This window comes from Burkholderia sp. 22PA0099, from assembly GCF_047497165.1.
Taxonomy (GTDB): Bacteria; Pseudomonadota; Gammaproteobacteria; order Burkholderiales; family Burkholderiaceae; genus Burkholderia.
Map to the genome: position 1 here is coordinate 1,210,149 of NZ_CP163164.1, position 19,381 is coordinate 1,229,529.

General features: G+C 68.5%; 18 protein-coding genes. 6 read left to right on the forward strand and 12 right to left on the reverse strand.

Annotated features, from left to right (window positions below; genetic code table 11):
* Positions 1–102: 102 nt before the first annotated feature.
* The 8 genes from AB4851_RS05270 to AB4851_RS05305 form a co-directional block, all read right to left on the reverse strand.
* A complete protein-coding gene (locus AB4851_RS05270; RefSeq protein ID WP_414448737.1) occupies positions 103–1,587 on the reverse strand; it encodes a sensor histidine kinase in 1,485 nt (494 codons plus the stop codon).
* Entirely contained in the window at positions 1,584–2,312 is a 729-nt protein-coding gene (locus AB4851_RS05275) for a response regulator transcription factor (protein WP_414448738.1), read from the reverse strand. The genes AB4851_RS05270 and AB4851_RS05275 overlap by 4 nt, the downstream gene beginning before the upstream one ends.
* Before the next feature lie 12 nt (positions 2,313–2,324).
* A complete protein-coding gene (locus tag AB4851_RS05280; protein ID WP_414448739.1) occupies positions 2,325–3,149 on the reverse strand; it encodes a MipA/OmpV family protein in 825 nt (274 codons plus the stop codon).
* Positions 3,150–3,311: 162 nt separating this feature from the next.
* Positions 3,312–4,163 (reverse strand): carbohydrate ABC transporter permease, encoded by an 852-nt coding sequence (locus tag AB4851_RS05285; RefSeq protein WP_414440611.1) that lies wholly within the window; start codon positions 4,161–4,163, stop codon positions 3,312–3,314.
* A gap of 19 nt (positions 4,164–4,182) precedes the next feature.
* Positions 4,183–5,154 carry a carbohydrate ABC transporter permease gene (locus tag AB4851_RS05290; protein WP_414449137.1) on the reverse strand — a complete coding sequence of 324 codons (972 nt, stop codon included), beginning with the start codon at positions 5,152–5,154 and terminating at the stop codon, positions 4,183–4,185.
* A 56-nt stretch (positions 5,155–5,210) separates the two neighbouring features.
* The gene (locus AB4851_RS05295; protein WP_414448740.1) at positions 5,211–6,464 is read right to left on the reverse strand and encodes an ABC transporter substrate-binding protein; all 1,254 of its coding nucleotides are present in this window, start codon (positions 6,462–6,464) and stop codon (positions 5,211–5,213) included.
* Between the two features lie 41 nt (positions 6,465–6,505).
* Entirely contained in the window at positions 6,506–8,515 is a 2,010-nt protein-coding gene (locus tag AB4851_RS05300) for a beta-galactosidase (RefSeq protein WP_414448741.1), read from the reverse strand.
* 23 nt (positions 8,516–8,538) lie between these two features.
* Positions 8,539–9,711 (reverse strand): ABC transporter ATP-binding protein, encoded by a 1,173-nt coding sequence (locus tag AB4851_RS05305; RefSeq protein ID WP_414448742.1) that lies wholly within the window; start codon positions 9,709–9,711, stop codon positions 8,539–8,541.
* A 198-nt stretch (positions 9,712–9,909) separates the two neighbouring features.
* On the opposite strand from AB4851_RS05305, the gene AB4851_RS05310 reads away from it, so the two are divergent.
* Positions 9,910–10,944, forward strand: a complete 1,035-nt coding sequence (locus tag AB4851_RS05310; protein WP_414449138.1) for a LacI family DNA-binding transcriptional regulator — start codon at positions 9,910–9,912, stop codon at positions 10,942–10,944.
* 7 nt (positions 10,945–10,951) lie between these two features.
* Here AB4851_RS05310 and AB4851_RS05315 read toward each other — a convergent pair whose 3' ends face one another.
* Both AB4851_RS05315 and gltP read right to left on the reverse strand, forming a co-directional pair.
* On the reverse strand, positions 10,952–12,226 hold the full coding sequence (locus AB4851_RS05315) for an aminotransferase class V-fold PLP-dependent enzyme (RefSeq protein WP_414448743.1): 1,275 nt from the start codon (positions 12,224–12,226) through the stop codon (positions 10,952–10,954).
* A 64-nt stretch (positions 12,227–12,290) separates the two neighbouring features.
* Positions 12,291–13,616, reverse strand: coding sequence for a glutamate/aspartate:proton symporter GltP (gene gltP, locus AB4851_RS05320; protein WP_414448744.1), 1,326 nt, complete (start codon positions 13,614–13,616; stop codon positions 12,291–12,293).
* A gap of 130 nt (positions 13,617–13,746) precedes the next feature.
* Here gltP and AB4851_RS05325 point away from each other — a divergent pair, with 130 nt between their 5' ends.
* Entirely contained in the window at positions 13,747–14,655 is a 909-nt protein-coding gene (locus tag AB4851_RS05325) for a LysR family transcriptional regulator (protein WP_414448745.1), read from the forward strand.
* 12 nt (positions 14,656–14,667) lie between these two features.
* On the opposite strand, the gene AB4851_RS05330 is transcribed toward AB4851_RS05325, so the two are convergent.
* Both AB4851_RS05330 and AB4851_RS05335 read right to left on the reverse strand, forming a co-directional pair.
* Complete coding sequence (locus AB4851_RS05330; protein WP_414448746.1) at positions 14,668–15,525, reverse strand: SDR family NAD(P)-dependent oxidoreductase; 858 nt, start codon at positions 15,523–15,525, stop codon at positions 14,668–14,670.
* Positions 15,526–15,563: 38 nt separating this feature from the next.
* A complete protein-coding gene (locus tag AB4851_RS05335; RefSeq protein ID WP_414448747.1) occupies positions 15,564–15,890 on the reverse strand; it encodes a helicase in 327 nt (108 codons plus the stop codon).
* Positions 15,891–15,986: 96 nt separating this feature from the next.
* Here AB4851_RS05335 and AB4851_RS05340 point away from each other — a divergent pair, with 96 nt between their 5' ends.
* The 4 genes from AB4851_RS05340 to AB4851_RS05355 all read left to right on the forward strand — a co-directional run bounded on the left by AB4851_RS05340 (position 15,987) and on the right by AB4851_RS05355 (position 19,072).
* Positions 15,987–16,742, forward strand: coding sequence for an alpha/beta fold hydrolase (locus tag AB4851_RS05340; protein WP_414448748.1), 756 nt, complete (start codon positions 15,987–15,989; stop codon positions 16,740–16,742).
* A 196-nt stretch (positions 16,743–16,938) separates the two neighbouring features.
* The gene (locus AB4851_RS05345) at positions 16,939–17,685 is read left to right on the forward strand and encodes a PadR family transcriptional regulator (protein ID WP_414448749.1); all 747 of its coding nucleotides are present in this window, start codon (positions 16,939–16,941) and stop codon (positions 17,683–17,685) included.
* A gap of 32 nt (positions 17,686–17,717) precedes the next feature.
* A complete protein-coding gene (locus AB4851_RS05350) occupies positions 17,718–18,545 on the forward strand; it encodes a siderophore-interacting protein (RefSeq protein ID WP_414448750.1) in 828 nt (275 codons plus the stop codon).
* Between the two features lie 287 nt (positions 18,546–18,832).
* Complete coding sequence (locus AB4851_RS05355) at positions 18,833–19,072, forward strand: hypothetical protein (protein ID WP_414448751.1); 240 nt, start codon at positions 18,833–18,835, stop codon at positions 19,070–19,072.
* Positions 19,073–19,381: the final 309 nt, after the last annotated feature.

Below are 19,381 nucleotides of genomic sequence, written 5' to 3' on the forward strand. Positions count from 1 at the left end.
GAAATTCGGTGCGGGCCGATTCCGAAGCGACTCGGAAATGTGTCTGAAAGTGCGGCGGGCGTGACGGCCGCCAAGGCGGTGCGGCGTTTTGTCAGAACGCCATCAGGTTGGAATCGCGGCCGACCTGCCCGGCGTGGCGCCGTGTGCCTCGTCGGCGCGGGCGGCATCGCGCGCATCGCGGCCTGCATCCCGCCCCACCACCAGCGGGGCCGGTCGCAGCGCGACCGAGAACCGCGTGCCCATCGGCGAGCTGCGCACTCCGATCGTCCAGCCGTGGGCGAGCGCGATCTCCTGGCAGATCGCCAGGCCCAGCCCCGCGCCGTCGTAACCGGCGCCGGGCGCGCGCCAGTAGCGCTCGAACAGCTTCGGCAGATGCGCGGCGTCGATGCCCGGCCCTTCGTCGATCACGTGCAGGCCGTCGTCGGTGCAGCGGATCAGCACGATCGCGCCATCGGACGAGACGTTGATCGCGTTCTCGACCAGGTTCTTGAGCAGGATGAACAGCGCGCTGCGGTCGGCGCGGATCGACGCGCCCGCGCCATGCTCGTCGATGCCGAGCGTCACCCGCTTCGCGTCGGCCTTGCGCGTCAGATAGGCCTGCACGTCATGGAACACGTCGCCGATATTCACCGGCTCGAAGCTGAAGTTTTGCGACTCGCGCACTTCCGCGAGATGCAGCAGTTGTCGCACCTGGCGCGCCATCAGATCGATCTCGCGAAACAGCAGCGCCTTGTCGGCGATCTCGGGCTGCAACTCGATCTGGCCGCGCAGCAGCGTGAGCGGCGTCTGCAACTCGTGCGCGGCCGACGCGAGGAAGTGCTGCTGCGCCGTGAAGCCTGCTTCGAGGCGGGCCAGCGCGTCGTTGAAGCCGTCGATCAGCGGGCGGATCTCGCCCGGCACGTCGGCCACCGGCAGCCGCGCGCGCAGGTTCTGCGGGGTGATCGCGGCCGCCGCCGCCGACACGTCGCGCAACGGCCGCAACACGTGGCGGATCGTCAGCGGCAGCGTCAGGCCGAACACGATCGTCGCGATCACGACGATCACCGCCACCACGCGCGGAATCGGCTTGATCTTGAGGCTCGCGAGCGCGTCGAGGAACTGCACGCTGGTGGCCGTCTGCACGAAGCAGGTGGCCGCGCCGCACGGCACGCGCCGCATCGCGACGATGAACGGCCGGCCGTCGATCACGGTGCGCCGGTAGCCGTCGGGCACCTCGCTCGGCGGCCCCGGCAGCCACGCCGCGTCGGCCGCGCCGGTGCCCGATGCGGCCACCACCGCGCCATGCGCGTCGAGCACGCGGTAGCGTACCTCGGTCGGCGCGACTCGAAACAGCCAGGTCTGCCGTTCCGACAGTTGCACACCGACCGGCGCGCCGGTCGCGTCGAAGCGCAGCCCGTGCACGATGTCGTTGACGGCATCCATCTGCTCGGCGCGGCCGAGCACGTGCTGGGGATTGCGGTCGCAGGCCCATAGCACCACGCTCGCCAGCACGCCCAGGCTCAACGCCAGCGCCATCACGTTGGTCAGCCAGAGCCGCGCCGACAGCGTGCGCAGCCGCCGGCCGGCGGGTCGATTCGAGGTGTTCATGCGCGATCCTCCGGGGCGTCGCTCGGCGTGGCGGAATCGGCCGCGCCCGGAGCGTCGGTGCGCAGCACGAAGCCCGCGCCGCGCACGTTTTCCAGCCGCGTGCGCGACGCCATCGCCTGCAGCTTCCGGCGCAGCCGGTGCAGCGTGACCTCCAGCGCATTCGGCGTGACGCTCTCGCCCAGCCCCCACGCCGCATGTTCGAGCGTGGCGTGCCGCACCGTGCGACCGCCCGCGCGCATCAGGCACAGCATCACCTGCAGCTCGGCCGGCCCGAGCTGCACGGCGCGCTCGCCGCAGCGCATCGTCTGCTGCTGCGGATCGACGCCCAGGTCGCCGAACCCGGCGGTCAGGTCGGCCAGCACCGCCGGGCGACGCATCAGCGAGCGCACCCGCGCCACCAGTTCGCTCATCGCGAACGGCTTGGTCAGATAGTCGTCGGCGCCGCTTTCCAGGCCTTCCACGCGGTCGTGCAGCGCGTCGCGCGCGGTCAGCATCAGGCACGGCGTCATGGTGCCGGCCCGGCGCAGGTCGCGCACCAGGCTCAGGCCGTCGCCGTCGGGCAGGCCGCGATCGACGATCACGACCGTGTAATCGGCGCGATTCACGCCGTAGCGCGCCTCCGACACGCTGCCGAACAGGTCGGCCTCGATCCCGGCGGCGGCCAGCGCCTGGCGCACCATCCCGGCCAGCCGTTCATGATCCTCAACGATCGCGACTCTCGACATATTTCGGACGACTCACTTGAACTGATACAGATAACCGATGCGCGCATCGGGCACGTAGCGCCGCCCGACCAGCGGGCTGTCGGCCACGCTGCCGCCCAGCCGCGTCACGCCCACGTCGAGCAGCACGCGCTGATGCGCATCGAGCGCGTAGGTGAACTGCGACCCGAGCGAATATTGCCAGGTCGAGCCGGCCGTGTAGGCGGGCCGCCACGCACGGGCCTCGGACGGCATCACGCCGTAGTAGTAATCGGTGTAGCTATGGTCGAGCCATTGCGCGCCCACGTGCGGCTCGATCGAGAACCGCCCCGCGTGGAACGTGCGCGAGAACTCGAGCTTGGCCTGCTCGCCCTTGTTGCCGCCCAGCAGGAAATCGCCCGACAACGTGCCGAACGCGTTGCGCCACGCCAGCGCAGGACCATACCAGAGCGCGCCCTTGCGGTCCTGCATGCCGTTCAGGATCGGCGCGTCGGAGCCGCTGTAGCCGTCGAACAGGCCGAAGCGCGCGCGCAGCGCGACGCTCAGGCCGCTCCACTGGCCCACCTTCAGGTCGAGCGTGGTGCCGAGCACGTGCACCCATTTGTCGTCGAAATAGAGCAGCGGGATCGGCGAGACCTTCGCGCCGTCGCCGCGATACGGCGAAGCCTCGACGCCCACGCCCGCGCCCAGCCCCCAATGCGTGACGTTGGTGGCGTTGCCGAGGATCGTGAAGCCGTCGGCGTCGGCGTCCTGCGGCGGAGCCGACAGCGATTGCGCCGAAGCGAGGGAAACGGTGGCGGACCAGGTCAGGCAGATCGCGCCGGCACGCAGGCAAGCAGTACGAAGGAAAGGGAATGTCACGGTATCGCGCCCAAGGGTGGAAGAAACACCGTGACTGTAGAAACGGACGACTTACCGCGGACTTACCGGCATCGGCTTTTTGCGGCAGTGCAGCGGTGGGTGCCGCCGCCGCTGCGGACCGCCCCGCCGTCACCACCCCGTCACCACCCCGTCACCACCCCGTCAGCCCTTGGTCGCCCCGAACGTCAGCCCCGCCACGAAATGCTTCTGCATCGCGAAGAACATCGCCACCGAGGGCAGCGCCGCCAGCACCGAGCCGGCCGACACCAGGTTCCACGAGGTGGTCCATTGCCCGCGCAGCGCGGCCACGCCCACCGTGATCGGCGCGGCGTCGTCGCCTTGCGTCAGGCACAGCGCCCAGAAGTAATCGTTCCAGACGAACGTGAACACCAGGATCGCCAGCGCCGCGAGCGCCGGGCGGATCAGCGGCAGGATGATGCGGAAGAACACCGTCCACTCGCTCGCGCCCTCGATGCGCGCCGCCTCGACCAGCTCGAACGGCAGTTGCTTGATGAAGTTGCGCAGGAACAGCGCGCAGAAGCCGGTCTGGAACGACAGATGGAACAGGATCAGCCCGCCCACCGAGTTGTAGAGGCCGAGCTTCAGCGTCAGGTCGCGCACCGGGATCATCAGCACCTGGATCGGCACGAAGTTGCCCGCCACGAACGTGCCGAACAGCGCCGCGTTGCCGGGAAAGCGGTAGATCGCCAGCGCGAAGCCGGCCATCGCCGCCAGCACGATCGCGCCGGCCACCGAGGGCAGCGTGATCAGGATGCTGTTCCAGAAGTAATGGAGCATCGGCGAGGCGGTCAGCGCCTCGCGGTAGTTCTCGACCAGCGCGAAGCGGTGCGGCCAATCCCAGTAATGGCCGGCGGCCAGCTCCTCGGACGAGCGCACCGAGGTCACCAGCACCGCGATCAGCGGCAGCAGCCACAGCAGCAGCGCGAGCGGCAGCGACAGGCGGTAGAGGCGGCGCGTGGCCGGTTTCCAGCGGTCGATCGGCAACGGATACATGGGCGTCTCCCGGCAACGGTCAGTGTTCGCTGCGCAGCAGATGGCGCAGGTGATAGACGATGTAGAGCAGCATGATCGCGAACAGCACCACGGCGATCGCGGAGGCATAGCCGAAGCGGAAATACTTGATCGCCTGGTCGTACATGTAATAGGCCAGCACGGTGGAGCTGTCGAACGGGCCGCCCGAGGTCATCACCGAGATCAGGTCGAAGCTGCGCAGCGCGCCGATCACGGTCACCACGATCGCCATGAAGGTGGTGGGCCGCAGTTGCGGCAGGATCACGTGCCACAGCAGCGTCCAGCCCTTCGCGCCTTCCATGCGCGCCGCCTCGATCTGCTCGCTGCTCAGGGTGGTCAGCCCGGTCAGGTAAAGGATCATGCAGTAGGCCGATTGCGGCCACAGCGCCGCGAAGATCACGCCCAAGGTGGCGTAGCGCGGGTCGCCGAGCACCGGAATGCCGTGCCCGAAAATCAGCCGCAGCAGGCCGAAGGTCGGATCGTAGAACCACGAATAGATCAGCCCGACCACCACGCCCGACAGCACGAACGGCGCGAAGAACAGCGATTTGACGAGCCGCATGCCGCGCACGGCCTGGTTCAGATACAGCGCGGCGGCCAGCCCGAACGGCGGCGCGAGCAGGAACAGCACGAGCCAGATCAGGTTGTTCCTGAGCGCCGTGTAGAACGTGTCGGCGTGCAGCAGCTCGACGTAGTTCGCCAGGCCCACGAACGCCGGATCGCTCATGCCGTCCCACTGGAAGAACGACAGGCGAAGGGTCGACAGCACGGGCCACACCACGTAGCACGCGAACATCACGCAGGCGGGCGCGAGGAACAGCGCGGCGGTCAGGCGCTGGCGGCGCTCGGTGGGCGACGCACGGCGGCGACGAGGCCGCGCCACGTGGGGCGCGGCCGGACGCTCGGGCCGGGCGCCGTCGCTGCGCGGCCCGGCCTGCACCGGGGCGCGGGTGTCGGCGTGGGTATGAAGCACGGAACGGGTCACGAATCACCTCCTGGGCGGCCGGGCGCGCGCCCGGCCGGTGCGGCTTACTTTTTGTAGATGCGCTGGCGCGTGGCTTCGAGCTGGGCCAGGATCGCGTCGATCTTCGACGGATCGGCGAGGAACTGCTGCATGCCCTTCATGCCCTCGTCGGCCATCTCCTTGGTCATGTCGCGATCGTAGAACTGCGCGATGCCGCCCGTCGTGCTCGACAGGATATGGAAGCCGATCTTCGAGATCGGATCGTCCGGCTCCGGCGACTGGCTGTTGGCCGGCAGCGAGCCGAGCCCCTTGGCCAGTTGCGCGCTGATCGCGGGTGTTTGCGTGAACGCGAGGAACGCGTGCGCGTCGGCCTTGTTCTTCGCCTTCGACGGAATGTGCAGCGATTCCACCGGGCCATCCTCGGCGGTCGGCACCTTCGGGTCGATCACCGGGAAGCGGAAGAAGCCCATGTCCTGGCGCACCGCCGGCGTGAAGCCGCCGGTGATGAAGGTGCCCATCAACATCATCGCGGCCTTGTCCTGGAACAGGAACGGCTGCGCGGCGTCCAGATCGTAGGACAGTGCGTTGTCGATGAAGTAGCCCGCGTCGATCAGTTGCCGCCACGCCGTGTAAACCTTCTTCACGCGCGCGTCGGTGTAGGGGATGGTGCCCGCCATCAGTTGCTGGTGGAACGCGTTGCCGTTCAGGCGCAGGTCGAGATAGTCGAACCAGCCGGCCAGCGTCCACGCATCGCGCCCGGCCACGGCGATCGGCGTGATGCCGGCCGCCTTCAGCTTCTTGCAATCGTCGAGGAATTCCGCCCAGGTGGCCGGTTCGTTCGCAATCCCGACCTTCTTGAACAGGTTCTTGCGATAGAACATGCCCCACGCGTAATACACGGTGGGCGCCGCGTACGGCTTGCCGTTGTACGACGAGGCCTCCTTGGTGGACGCGTACATGCCGTCCCAATGATTGGCCTGCCAGTCGGCCGACAGATCCTCGAACAGGCCGCGCTTGGCGTAGTAGGCCATGCGCTCGCCGTCGTGCCAGGTGACGATGTCGGGCGGCGCGGTCATCAGCCAGTTCGGCAACTGCGCCTTGTAGGCTTCCTCGTCGACGAACGCGGTCTTCACCTCGGTGCCGGGGTGCGCCTTGCGGAACTGCTCGATCACCTGCGTCCACACGGTGCGCTGGCTCGCGCCCTTGAACGCGATATTGATCGTCAGCGTGCCGGCCGCGGCGCTCGCCGTCCAGGCGCCGGCCAGGGCCGCCACGGCGAGCGCCGCGACGGTGGTACGCAAGCGAAGCTGGGTTTTCATCGGTTGTCTCCTGTTTCGGTTGTTGTGGGTGCCGCGAAAGATCATCGGGCCGAGGCGGCGTCGGGCGAACGGTAGACGGCCACGCCGGCCGCCTCGATGCGCCGCGTGCCGATCAGAATCGCCGCGTCGGGCACCGCCGCGTCGAGTTCGTGCGCGGCCGGGCCGTAGTTGAACACCCAGGTCAGCGCGCCGCGCCGGCTCACGCGCACCGCGTCGCCGAGCGCCGCCGGCGCGAGGCCCGCTTCGCGTGCGATGCGCGCGAACAGCCGCGCGGTGGTGGCGTCGTCGAACAGGCTCGCCAGGTAGTGGAACGCGCCGTGACGCACGTAGGCCGGATGGCCGTCGCCGAACTGCGCGCGGGTTTCGGTGGCAGCGTCGCCTGCCTCAAGCAGGTCACGCCAGTGGCGCACGCGGCCGTCGAACGCCGCGTCGTCGGTGGCCGCTGCGATCCGCACCGGCTCTTCGACGTTCGGCCGCAGCGATTCGACGCGCCATACGCGGATCGGCAGCGGGCCAGCGGCAAGCGCGCCGGGCGGCAGGTTGGCGGGGATCTGCAGGCTCGGCGTCTTGGAGCCGGTGCGCGGCCCGAGCACCACCTGCGCGCCGCTGGCCGCGAGCCGCTGCGCCAGCGCGTCGGACACGATCGGCAGCGGCGGCACGACGATCATCGAATAGCCGTCGAGCGGTGCGTCGACCGGCACCACGTCCACATCGAAGCCGAGCGAGCGCAGCGCCGAGTAATACTCCACGGCGAAACGCGGATAGTGGAAATCGGCGCCCTGCGGGTGGATCTCGAACAGCCATTTGGCCGGGTAATCGAACAGCAGCGCAACGCGCGCCGGCACCGCCGCCGTGGCATCGCCGCCGTGTTCGGCCAGCAGCGCGCGCAACTCGTCGGCCACCTGCGCGGCCTCGCTGCCGCCCACGTCGAGCCGGTTGTCGGGCGTGTTCAGCCCCGCGTGCATCTGCTCCTGCGCGAACGGCGCCTGCCGCCAGCGGAAATAGGACACGCAGCCCGCACCGTGCGCGAACGCCTCCCAGCTCCAGAGCCGCACCATGCCGGGCAGCGGCGCGGGGTTCCATTGCGCCCAGTTCACCGGCCCCGGCTGCTGCTCCATCACCCAGAACGGCAGCTTCGACATGCCGCGATACAGGTCGTGATTGAACGACGCGAAATCGGGATGCCCGGTGCGCAGGTAGCGCGCCTTGACCTCGGGCGCGTACCACTGCTCCTCCAGCGCGCCGAGCGGGTAACTGTCCCAGCTCGCCACGTCGAGATCGGCGGCCACCGGGTAGTGATCGAACTCCGTGAACAACTGCATGAAGTTGTGCGCCACCGGCCGCTGCGGCGAGTGCGCGCGAATGATGTCCACCTGCATGCGGTTGTAGCGGCGCACTTCGTCGGAAGCGAAGCGGCGGTAGTCGAGCCGGTGCGACGGCTGCGCCTCGGTCACCGTGCCGACGGGCGCGTCGATCTCGTCGAAGCTGCGGTATTCCATGCTCCAGAACACCGTGCCCCAGGCCTGATTCAGCGCATCGACGCTGCCGTAACGCTCGCGCAGCCAGAGCCGGAAGCGCGCCACCGCGGCCGGCGAATAACTGAGCACGGTGTGGTGGCAGCCGTATTCGTTATCGGTCTGCCAGTAGGCGACGGCCGGATGCTGCCCGTAGCGCTGCGCCACCGCCTCGCAAATCCGCTGCGACGCCTCGAAGTAATCGGGCGACGAAAAATCGTAGTGACGCCGCGAGCCGAACGCGCGCCGCCGGCCGTCCGCGCCCACCGGCAGGATCTCGGGATGGCGGTCGATCAGCCATTTCGGCGGCGTCGCGGTGGGCGTGCACATCACCACCTGCAGGCCCGCCGCGCCGAGCGTGTCGATCGCACGGTCGAGCCAGCCCCAGTCGAATTCGCCGGGCGACGGCTCGATCCGGCTCCACGCGAATTCCGCGATTCGTACCTGCTCGATGCCGAGCGCCTTCATGCGCGCGGCATCGTCTTTCCACATGGCTTCGGGCCAGTGCTCCGGGTAATAGCAAACGCCAAGGCGCATCGGTCGATCCTCGTTGGTGAGCGTCAGATGATGGGAAGCGGTTCGAGCGCGCGCGCCGCCAGCGGCGCAACGACGAACCCGTCGGCAGCAAACAGGTGGCAGGCGGTAGCGGGCGCGCGCACCGTGACGGTGTCGCCCGGCGCGACGCGCCATTCGCCCGGGGCCTTGGCGATCAGCGTGCCGCCGTCGTGCTGCTCCAGGTGCACGTAGCTGTGCTCGCCGAGCGCTTCGACGAGGGCCACGCGGCGCGTCAGCGCGAGGCCCGGCGCGGCGTGCGGGCGCGCCGCCGCGCCGTCGAATTCGAGATGTTCCGGGCGCACGCCGAACGTCACGGCGTCGCCGGGCGCGACGCGCGCCGCATCCACCGGCAACGCCACCGTCTCGCCGCTCGCGTCGAGCCGCACGGTCACCGCGCCGGGCGCCGACGCTTCCACCGTCGCGCGCAGGAAGTTCATGCGCGGCGAGCCGATGAAGCCCGCCACGAACAGGCTCGCCGGCCGGTGATACAAGGCCAGCGGCGCGCCCACCTGCGCGATGCTGCCGTGGCGCTCGGCGTCCGCGCCGGCCTGCAGCAGCACGATCTTGTCGGCCAGCGTCATCGCCTCGATCTGGTCGTGCGTCACGTAGACCACGCTCGCGCCCTTGAACTGCCGGTGCAGGCGGCCGATTTCGATGCGGGTCTGGCCGCGCAGCGTCGCGTCGAGATTCGACAGCGGCTCGTCGAACAGGAACACGCCCGGCTCGCGCACGATCGCGCGGCCGATCGCGACGCGCTGGCGCTGGCCGCCCGACAGCGCCTTCGGATAGCGCTCGAGCAGCGCGTCGAGTTGCAGGATGCGGGCCGCGTCGCGCACCCGCGTGTCGATCTCGGCCTTCGGCGTCTTCGCCAGGCGCAGGCCGAACGCGATGTTCTCGTAGACGGTCATGTGCGGAAACAGCGCGTAGCTCTGGAACACCATCGCCACGCCGCGTTGCGCGGCCGGCACGTCGTTCACGCGCCGCCCGTCGATATGCACGTCGCCCTCGGTCACGTCCTCCAGCCCCGCGATCATCCGCAGCAAGGTGGATTTGCCGCAGCCCGACGGGCCGAGGAACACGCAGAACTCGTGCGCGCCGATCTCCAGGTCGATCCCGTGGATGACGGGCGCGCCGTGCCCGTAGGCTTTTTGCACGCCGGCCAACGAAATGCTCGCCATTGCTGCGTCTCCATGATGTAATCGCGCTCATCTTGGTTAAGCGCTTAATCACTTGCAATCGAAAAAACCGACCTGTGGCCGATCGGTTGTTTCGTCTCCGTATTGCTTGTCATGCGTTCTGATTGCCGGGCCATGATGCAACGGCGCCGCATTGCCATGCAAATACTGAACACGCCGTCCCAGATACTAAACACCTCGATGACCACGCTGAACGAAGTCGCCCAGGCGGCGGGCGTCACGCCCGCGACCGTCTCCAACGTATTGCGCAACCGCGGCCGGGTGGGCGCGAAGACCCGCGAGCGCGTGCTGGCCGCCGTCGAGGCGCTCGGCTACCGCCCGCACCTGGCCGCGCGCGCGCTGGCCGAAGGGCGCGCGCCCACCCTCGCGCTGATGGTGTCGAGCATCGCGAACCCGTTCTACCCGGAGTTCGCGCTCGCCGTGGAGCACGCGCTGCGCCGCAGCGGGCGGTTCCTGATCATCTGCAACACCGAGAACGATCCCGACATCGGGCGCGCGTATCTGCAGCAGATCGCCGGCACGCTGTCCGAGGGCGTGCTGGTGATGAACGCCAACCTCGATCTCGACGACCTGCACCGCACCATGGAGCGCGGCACGCCGGTGGTGTTGTGCATGTGGGAGCGCCCCGAGGCCGCGCCGGCGCTGCCGAGCGTGGCGGTGGATTTCCGGCGCGCGGGCGAGCTGGCCGCGCGGCATCTGCTCGAACTCGGGCATCGCCGGATCGGCGCGATCGTCGGCAGCAAGGTGACGGGCATCCATGCGGCGCGCTACGAGGGCTTTCTCGACGCGCTGGCGGCGGCCGGCCTCGACGGCGCGGCCGCGCCGCTGCGCTACGGGCCGGACACGATCCAGGGCGGCTACGAGGCCGCGCGCGCGCTGCTCGACGCGCACCCGGAGCTGACCGCGCTGTTCACCACCAACGACCTGCCCGCGCTCGGCGCGATGCACGCCGCCGCCGATGCGGGGCTGGCGGTGCCGGCGCAGTTGTCGGTGGTCGGCATCACCGACATCCAGCTCGCGCGCGAATCGCGGCCCGCGCTGACCACGGTGGCCGTGCCCACGGCCGAGGCGGCCGCGCTGGCGGTGGAACTGCTCGGCGAACTGATCGAGGCCGAAGCCAACGGCGCCGATCCGCAGGCCGGGCCGGCGCGCACGCGCGTGACGTCGGCGCCGTGGTTGGTGGTGCGGGGGTCCACGGCGGGGCCGCGGGGGTGAGGCAGGTTCAGATCGCGGCGGCGATCTCGGCCGTCACGGCCAGGAAGCGTTCGATGTCGCGCGGCGCGTGGCAGTGCAGCGGCGAGATGCGCACCGCCCCTTCCAGGCCGAACGACCGCAGCATGCGGCCCGAGTAAAGGCTCGTGCCGATCCGCTCGTAGACAATCACGCCACGCTTCGCGTATTCGCGCACGGCGGCCGTCGGGTCCAGCCCCTTGAAGCCGATGCCGGCGATCAGGTCGCGGCGCGTCAGGTCGTCGTGATCCCAGAACACCGACACGCCGTCAATCGCGCGCAGCCCGCGCTGCACCGGCGTGCCGTCGAGCAGCAGCACGAGCAACGCGCGCTCGTGCGCCTCGATGCGCTGCATGCCCTGCACGAATTGCTCGCGGCGCTCGTGCGCATCGCTGAATTGGGCGCCGATCCACGCCACGTAATCGACGATCGCACTGACCACCTCGAAATGCGCCGGCGTCGGGCTGCCGAGTTCCCACACGTCGGGCGCCTTCGCGTCGAGCCGGTGATGCGGCAGCGTCGCGAGCCGCTCCGACAGCCAGGTCACGCCCGCGCCCCGGCAGCCGAAGAACTTGTACGGCGCGAAGTTGATGCCGTCCACCGGCGTCTTCTGCAGGTCGATCGCGGCGTGCGGCGCGTGCTGCACGGCGTCCACGATGATGAACAAGTCCGGCTTGCGCGCGCGGGCGCGCTCGACGATTGCCGCGATGTCGAGCTTCGCGCCCGAGATGTTCGACGCATACATCACGCTCAACAGCGTGGTGTCGTCGTCGATCAGCGAGACGATCGCGTCCGCATCCACGCCGCCTGTTTCGGGGTTGCTCGGCGCGACGCGCAGCGCCTTGCCGGTGCGTTCGCAGTAGCGCTGCATCGCGTCGAACGACGACGGATGCTCCAGGATCGTGGTCACGGCGTTGTTGCCGGGCACGTTCTCCATGACCGCGCGCACCATCTCGAACATCGCGGCCGACGCCGTCAGCGACAGGTACACGCTGCCGCCGCGCGCGTTGAAGATATGGCGCACGTCGGCCTCGCCCTTCGCCTGCACGTCCTGCAGGAACCGCGCGCGCGCATGGATGCGTTCGGGGCAATCCGGCAGCGCGTCGATGCGCGCGAACGCCTCGGAGGCCGCCTTCAGGCGGAACGAGCCGCCGGCGTTGTCGAAAAACAGCCGCTCGCTGCCGTCGATATCGCGATCGACGTAATGAAAGCGCTGCTTGATCTGCTCCATGAGGGAATCGGAAAACAGGTGTCCCTGGCTGTTCATCTGAGTGGTTCCTGAAAGTGAATCCGGTAAAAACGAAGTCGGCACGAAGCGCGGGCGGCGCGCCTCAGGCGTCCAGCGACGCGAGGTAGGCCCGACCCTTTTCGGCGTCGTACTGGCGCTCCCATTTCGCGATCACGAGCGGGGCCAGCGCGTTGCCGACCACGTTCAGCGCGGTGCGGCCCATGTCCATGATGCGATCGACGCCGGCGATGAACGCCAGCCCTTCGAGCGGCAGGCCGGCGCTGGCGAGCGTGGTCAGCAGGATCACGAACATGAAGCCCGGCACGCCGGCCGCGCCCTTCGACGTCACGACCATCGTGAGCACCAGCACGAGCTGCTCCTGCAGGCCCAAGTGCACGCCGTAGAGCTGCGCGACGAACAGCGTGCCGATGCCGAGATAGATCGATGCGCCGTCGAGGTTGAACGTGTAGCCGGTGGGCACCACGAACGCGGTGATGCTCTTGGGCACGCCGTAGTCCTCCATCTTCTTCATCAGTTGCGGCAGCACCGAGGCCGAACTGCAGGTAGAGAACGCGATGATCAGTTCGTCCTTGATCACGCGCAGCAGCGTGAAGATACGGAATCCGAACAAACGGGCCGTTACACCGAGCACGCAGACGGCAAACAGCACGATCGCCAGATAGGTCACGGCCACCAGCTTGATCAGCGGCAGCAGCGAGCCGAAACCGAAGTTCGCCACCGTGATCGCGATCAGCGCGCACACGCCGATCGGCGCGTAGCGCATCACCATGCCGGTCACCTTGAACATGGTGTCGCCGATGCCCTTGAAGGTGGCCAGCACCGGCGCGCGATATTCGGCCGGCACCGTCTGCAGGCCGAGCCCGAACAGCACCGAGAAGAAGATCACCGGCAGCAGGTCGCCGCGCCCCATCGACATCACGATGTTGTCGGGAATGATGCCGAGCAACAGCGCCATGAAGCCGTGATGGCCCTGCGTCTGTTGCGAGGTCTGCTGGAAGCGCGCGATATCGGTGTGCGAGAGTGGCGACAGGTCGGTGCCCACGCCCGGATGCAGCAGGTTGCCGAGCACCAGGCCGATCACGATCGCGAGCGTCGTGACGATCTCGAAGTAGATCAGCGTCTTCAGGCCGATGCGGCCGAGCGAGCGCCCGTCGCCCACGCCCGCGATGCCCACCACCATGCTGGTGAACACGATCGGCACCACCACCATCTTGATCAGGCGGATGAAGATGTCGCCGGCCGGTTGCAGCAGGCCGTCGATCGCCTGGGCGCGCAGTTGCGGCATGTGGTTCAGCACCACCCCCACCGCAATGCCGGCCACCAGGCCGATCAGGATTTGCCAGGCGAGGCTGATGCGCGGCTTGCGCTCGGCCCGGGCGGAGTGAGGGGTGTCGATGACGGAGTCCATGGTGTCTCCAGAGGCTGGCGGTTGGCATGCATGCGGCATGCGATGGGCCAAACATAAGCAGCCAAAAGAAACGAAAAAAGCGATATTTAGTTATGGGAAACTATCGCTTTAATTCATCCATGTGTTCGCCATGCTGACTTTCAAGCAAATGGAAGCGCTGTACTGGATCGTCAAGCTCGGTTCGTTCGAGGCCGCCGCCGCGCGGCTGAACACCACGCAATCGGCGATCTCGAAGCGCGTGCAGGAGCTGGAGCGCGCGTTCGACATCGCCGTGTTCGACCGGGCGAACCGCAGCGCGCGGCTGACCGAAAAGGGCAGCGAATTCTTCGATTACGCGCAGGCGCTGCTCGAACAGCGCGACCGGGTGGTCGAGCGCATCAGCTCGAAAACGTCGCTGGTGCGCCAGATCCGCATCGGCGTGACGGAGCTGACCGCGTTGACCTGGCTGCCGCGCCTGATCGCGGCGATCCAGGCCGAATATCCGAAGGTCACGGTGGAAGCGGAGGTGGACCTGAACGCCACGCTGCGCGAGCGGCTCGCGGCGGGCACGGTGGACGTGATCATCGTGCCGCAGACGCACGAGGTCGAGGCGTTCTCGGCCACGCTCGTCGGCCACGTGGAGAACGCGTGGATGTGCGCGGCCCACCTCGCGCCGCGCAAGCGGCGCATCGCGCTGGCCGACATCGCGCAGTTCCAGTTGATCCTGCAGGGCGGCCTGTCCGGCACCGGCCATGTCTACAGCCGTTTCCTCGAAACGCAGGGCGTGGCCTTGCAGAAGACGCTGGCCAGCAGCAGCCTGATCGCGCAGATCGGGCTGGCGCTGTCGGGGCTCGGCATCACCTACCTGCCGCGCGCCTGCCTCTCGCGCATGCTCGAACAGGGCGCGCTGGTCGAGGTGGCCACCACGCCGGCCTTGCCGCCGATCCGCTATCTCGCCATGCATCGCGGCGACGAGCCGCATACGCTGAGCGCCGCCGTGGCGAAGCTCGCGGCGCAGTCATGCGATTTCACGTCGAATCTGCTCGATCCCGGGAAGTGAGGCCGCGCGGCATCAGGCGTCGCGCCCGCCGGCCATCGAACCGCGCCGATACGCCTTCACGAAGATCCGCTGATACGCCGCTCCGAGGCACGCACTGAGCCAGTAGACGAGGCGCGCATCGCGCCCGATCACCACGCGCCGCGCGTTGCGGCGCACGCCGCGCAGGATGCGCTCGGCCACCGCGTCGGGCGACGTGACATTGATGGTCTGGTTGCCGCTCTGGCGATGCATCGCCACGTCGCGACCGGTCAGTTCGGCCACGCGCGGGTCGATGCGCGACGCGTTGACGATATTGGTCGCCACGCCGCCCGGATGCACGCAGGTCGCGCTGACCGGCACGCGCATCAGCTCCAGTTCCATTCGCAAGGATTCCGTATAGCCGCGCACCGCGAACTTGCTCGCGTTGTAGGCGCTTTGCGTCGGTGCGGCCACCAGCCCGAAGATGCTGGAGAGGTTGACGATGTGGCCGTCGCCCGATTCGATCAGGTACGGCAGGAACGCCTGGGTGCCGTTCACCACGCCCCAGAAATTCACGCGCATCAGCCATTCGAAATCGTCGATCGACATCGTGGCCGCCAGCGCCGTGAGCGACACGCCGGCATTGTTGAAGACCAGATGGATCGCGCCGTGGCGCGCCTTGACGTCGCGCGCCCAGGCCATCATGGCGTCGCGGTCGCCCACGTCCACGCAGTGCTGCGAGACGGCGACACCGGCCTTGGCGCACAGCGCGGCCGTGTCGGCCAGGCTGGCCGGATCGAGATCCGACAGCGCCAGACGGCAGCCGGCATTCGCCAGCGCGCGGGCGAGGCTGCGGCCGATGCCCGAGCCCGCGCCGGTGATGACGGCGAGCTTGCCGTCGAACGATTTCATGCGGGGTGTTTCGCTCGCGTGATTGCCGACGTCATCGCTTATGCGTCGGTGTCGGCGTCGTCGAGCCAGGGCATGTCCACCGGCGACACCACCAGTTGCTGCCCATCGCGCTTCGTCTCGAAGATGAAGCCGACCAGGATCATCGAATCGGCATAGGGGATCGGGAACACGTGCGGGTTGTCCGCGTTGCGCAGCGGATGCTCGGGCGTGTTCGCCGTGGCCGCCGCGTTCTCGCGCACGCTTTCCAGCTCGTCGGCCATGCCTTGGCCGCTGACTTTCAGAACACGGTTGCGCAGATCGGTGAAGGGCTCGATCCGCGCCCCGTCTTCGTGATACTCGGGCACTTCGTAGATGAACCAGGACATGGTTTTCTCCCAGGAAAAGGTCGCCATTCTAACAAGCGGGGCGCGCCGGGCGCCGGTGTGCAGTAAGCTCGTGCGTCGCCGTCTTCCACCGCTCCCATGCGCATCGTTCCGCTGGCCCAGTCCTCCGCCGCCCTGCCCACCCTGATCTGCCTGCCCGGCGCGATGTGCAGCCCGCTCGTCTACGCGGATGCCGCGCGGCTGTCGGGGCTGAATGCCGCCGCCTTGGCATGGATGGAGGACGACGGCGCGTTCGATCTCGATTCGATCGCGCGGCGCATCGTCGATGCCGTTCCGGCCGGGCGGGATCTGGTGCTGGTCGGACATTCGCTCGGCACGCCGCTGGCCGTCCTGAGCGCGCTCGCCGCGCACCGGCGCGCGGACGTGCGCATTCGCGGCCTCGTGCTCGCCAACAGCGGCGCGAACACCAGGGGGCACGGCGACGCGTCGGGCATCGTGCGGCGCATCGAGGCGGAATGGGGCGAGCCGATGTGGCAGGCGTTCGCCACGCGCTGCTTCCAAACGCTGCCCGCGCCGCCGCTGCTCGACGAGATCGTCGGTTATCCCAAGCAATTGCGCGGCGAGGCGGTGGCGCAGGCGATCCGCAGCCAGATCGAGACGGACCTGCTGCCGCTGCTGCCGGGCCTGCCGCCGGTTCCGGTGGCGGTGGTGCACGGGCAGTTCGACGTCGCGCGCACGCTCGCCCACGCCGAGGAACTGGCCGCGGCGATTCCCGGTGCGACGCTGCATGTGTTGCAGACGGGGCATACGAGCTGTGCGGAAGCGCCGGAGGAATTCGCGGCGATTCTGCGAGGGGTGGCGGAGCAGGCGGCGGGGTTGGCGGCTTCTCGCTGACGGATGTGTCGCCCGCGCGCCGGCCCTCGGCGCGCGATTTCCCGCTGGCCGACCTCCCGGCCGACGTTCTCTCCAGGCGGCAATCATCGCCGCCTCATTTCCCTCCCCCGCTCGCTCCCTCATTTTTCCTCTTGACCGTATATCTTTCGATATATATCTTTCGATACATCTTTAGACATGTACGAAGGAGAACACCATGCGTCGTTCCCACCACCACCCGAGCCACGAGGCCTTCGACGGCGACACCCGCCATGCCCACGGCCATGAGCACCCCCATCACGGCCACGGCCATCACCACGGCCACCGCCACGCCCTGCACAAGCTCTGGGCGATGGCCGGCGGCCGGCGCGGCGGCGGCCGTCACGGCTTCGGCGGCGGCTTTCCCGAAGGCTTCGGCGGCCCTGGCGGCTTCGACGATCCGCGCATGCCGCGCGGCCGTCAGTTCAATTCCGACGATCTGCAACTGATGCTGCTGTCGCTGCTCGCCGCGCAGCCGAGCCACGGCTACGAGCTGATCAAGGCGCTCGACACGCGCTCGCAAGGCTTCTACGTGCCGAGCCCCGGCATGGTCTATCCGGCGCTGACCTATCTCGAGGAAGTCGGCTACGTCACCGTGGAAGTGGACGGCAACCGCAAGCGTTACGCGCTCGCCGAAGCCGGCCGCGCGCAACTCGATACGGAACGCGAGCGCGTGAACCTGCTGTTCGCGAAGCTCGAACACCTCGGCCGCAAGATGGAATTCATGCGCCGCGCGATGGCCGGCCAGACGGACGCGGCGGACGGCACGCCCGACGGCGGCTGGCTGCCCGAATTCGTCGAGGCACGCATGGCGCTCAAGGCGGCGCTGTTCCGCAAGAGCGCCGTGGCCGCCGACGAACAGCAACGCATCGCCGCGATCCTGCGCCGCGCGGCAGCGGACATCGACGGCACGCCCGAAGCCTGAGCGCGGCCCGACCCAACCCGGAGAATCGAACCATGCAGAACCCGACTGAACGCGCCGTGACGCGCGTACGCCATACCCTCAAACGCCGCGCACTGACCGTCAAGCAGGTCACGCACGTGACCCCGCACCTGCTGCGCGTGACGCTGACCGGCGACGATCTCGACGACTTCGTCAGCGCGTCGTTCGACGATCACGTCAAGGTGTTCTTCCCCGCGCCGGGCGACGCCGGCGCGCCGCTGCCCGAACTCGGCCCGAACGGCCTGGTGCTGCCCGAAGGCGCGCCGAAGCCGATCATGCGCGACTTCACACCCCGCCGTTACGATCGCGCGGCGCGCGAGCTCGACCTCGAATTCGTGCTGCATCACCCGGGCCCGGCCTCGCAATGGGCCGCGCTGGCCGCCGTCGGCCAGCCGCTCGCGATCGGCGGGCCGCGCGGGTCGTTCGTTGTCCCGACGGATTTCGACTGGCATCTGCTGATCGGCGACGACACCGCGCTGCCGGCCATCGCGCGCCGCCTCGAAGAGTTGCCGGCCGGCACGCGCGCCGCCGTGGTGGTGGAAGTGGCCGATGCCTCGGCGCAGCTCGAATTCGCGACGCAGGCGGAGGTCTACGCGATCTGGCGCTATCGCGACAACCCGGCGGCCGGCAACGGCGCGGCCGGCGCGCAACTGGTCGAGGCCCTGCGCGACCTGCCGCTGCCGCAAGGCGACGGCTACGTGTGGGCGGCCGGCGAAGCCGCCGCGATGCGCGCGGTGCGCCAGCACCTGTGCGACGACCGCGGCGTGCACAAGTCGCGCATCCGCGCCTCGGCGTACTGGAAGCGCGGCGCCGAAGGCGTCCACGAATCGCTCGACGACTGACGCCACGGCGAGCGTGATCGAGCCGGCCGCTCGGGCCGGCTTTCGCATGGAAAGCTTGTGGAGATCTGAAACGGCGTGTGATAAATCGGCATCGCAGCCGGCTTGCCGCCCTCTGCCGGCCCCGCCGCCGTGGTATATATCGTCGGATTGCTCGCCGCTCGGGCCGATGTGGGCCACGGCGCAGCCGGTACGCAGGGCGCGACGGCACGTGGGCCGGCCGCGATCGCTGCGAACGACAACCGGTGTTCGCCTTCGCGAACACGCGTTCATCGCTTCGGCGCACGACCATGAACACGGATCACACCATGCACGCTACGCTCGCCCGGTCGCTTCGAATCCTCGGCTACGGCGTGCTCGCCGCCATCGTGCTCGCGCTGTTCGTGGCGATGTGCGCGATCCTGCACGACGGCGAACTCGACCGCGAAATCGCCCGCGGCTCGGCCACCGACACCCCCGAATTGCACAGCGGCACCGGCAGCTCGCCGGACGTGGCGCCCGAATCCGCCGCCGCGAAATCGCCGGGCTGATTGCTGCCGCCTCGCACGCGCATTGCACCGCCGCATTGCGTCGCATTTGAAAGCCGAAACGAAAGCATTTCGAAATGCCATGCCGAGGCATGGCGCTTCGCCTATTGCGCACTGCAAAAAGTTCATCAAACATTCGATGCACGCGTCGATGCAGATTGCCTCGCGATCCCGTATCCTCTCACCTCATATCCCGCAAAGGCTCACCGTCGGCGCTCACAAGAACGTCATCGGCACACCGGAAGATGCGAGTTAAGTCGTTTGATTCCATCGAATTTTTAAATCGATTTTGCGTTTTCCTGCCGAAACGCT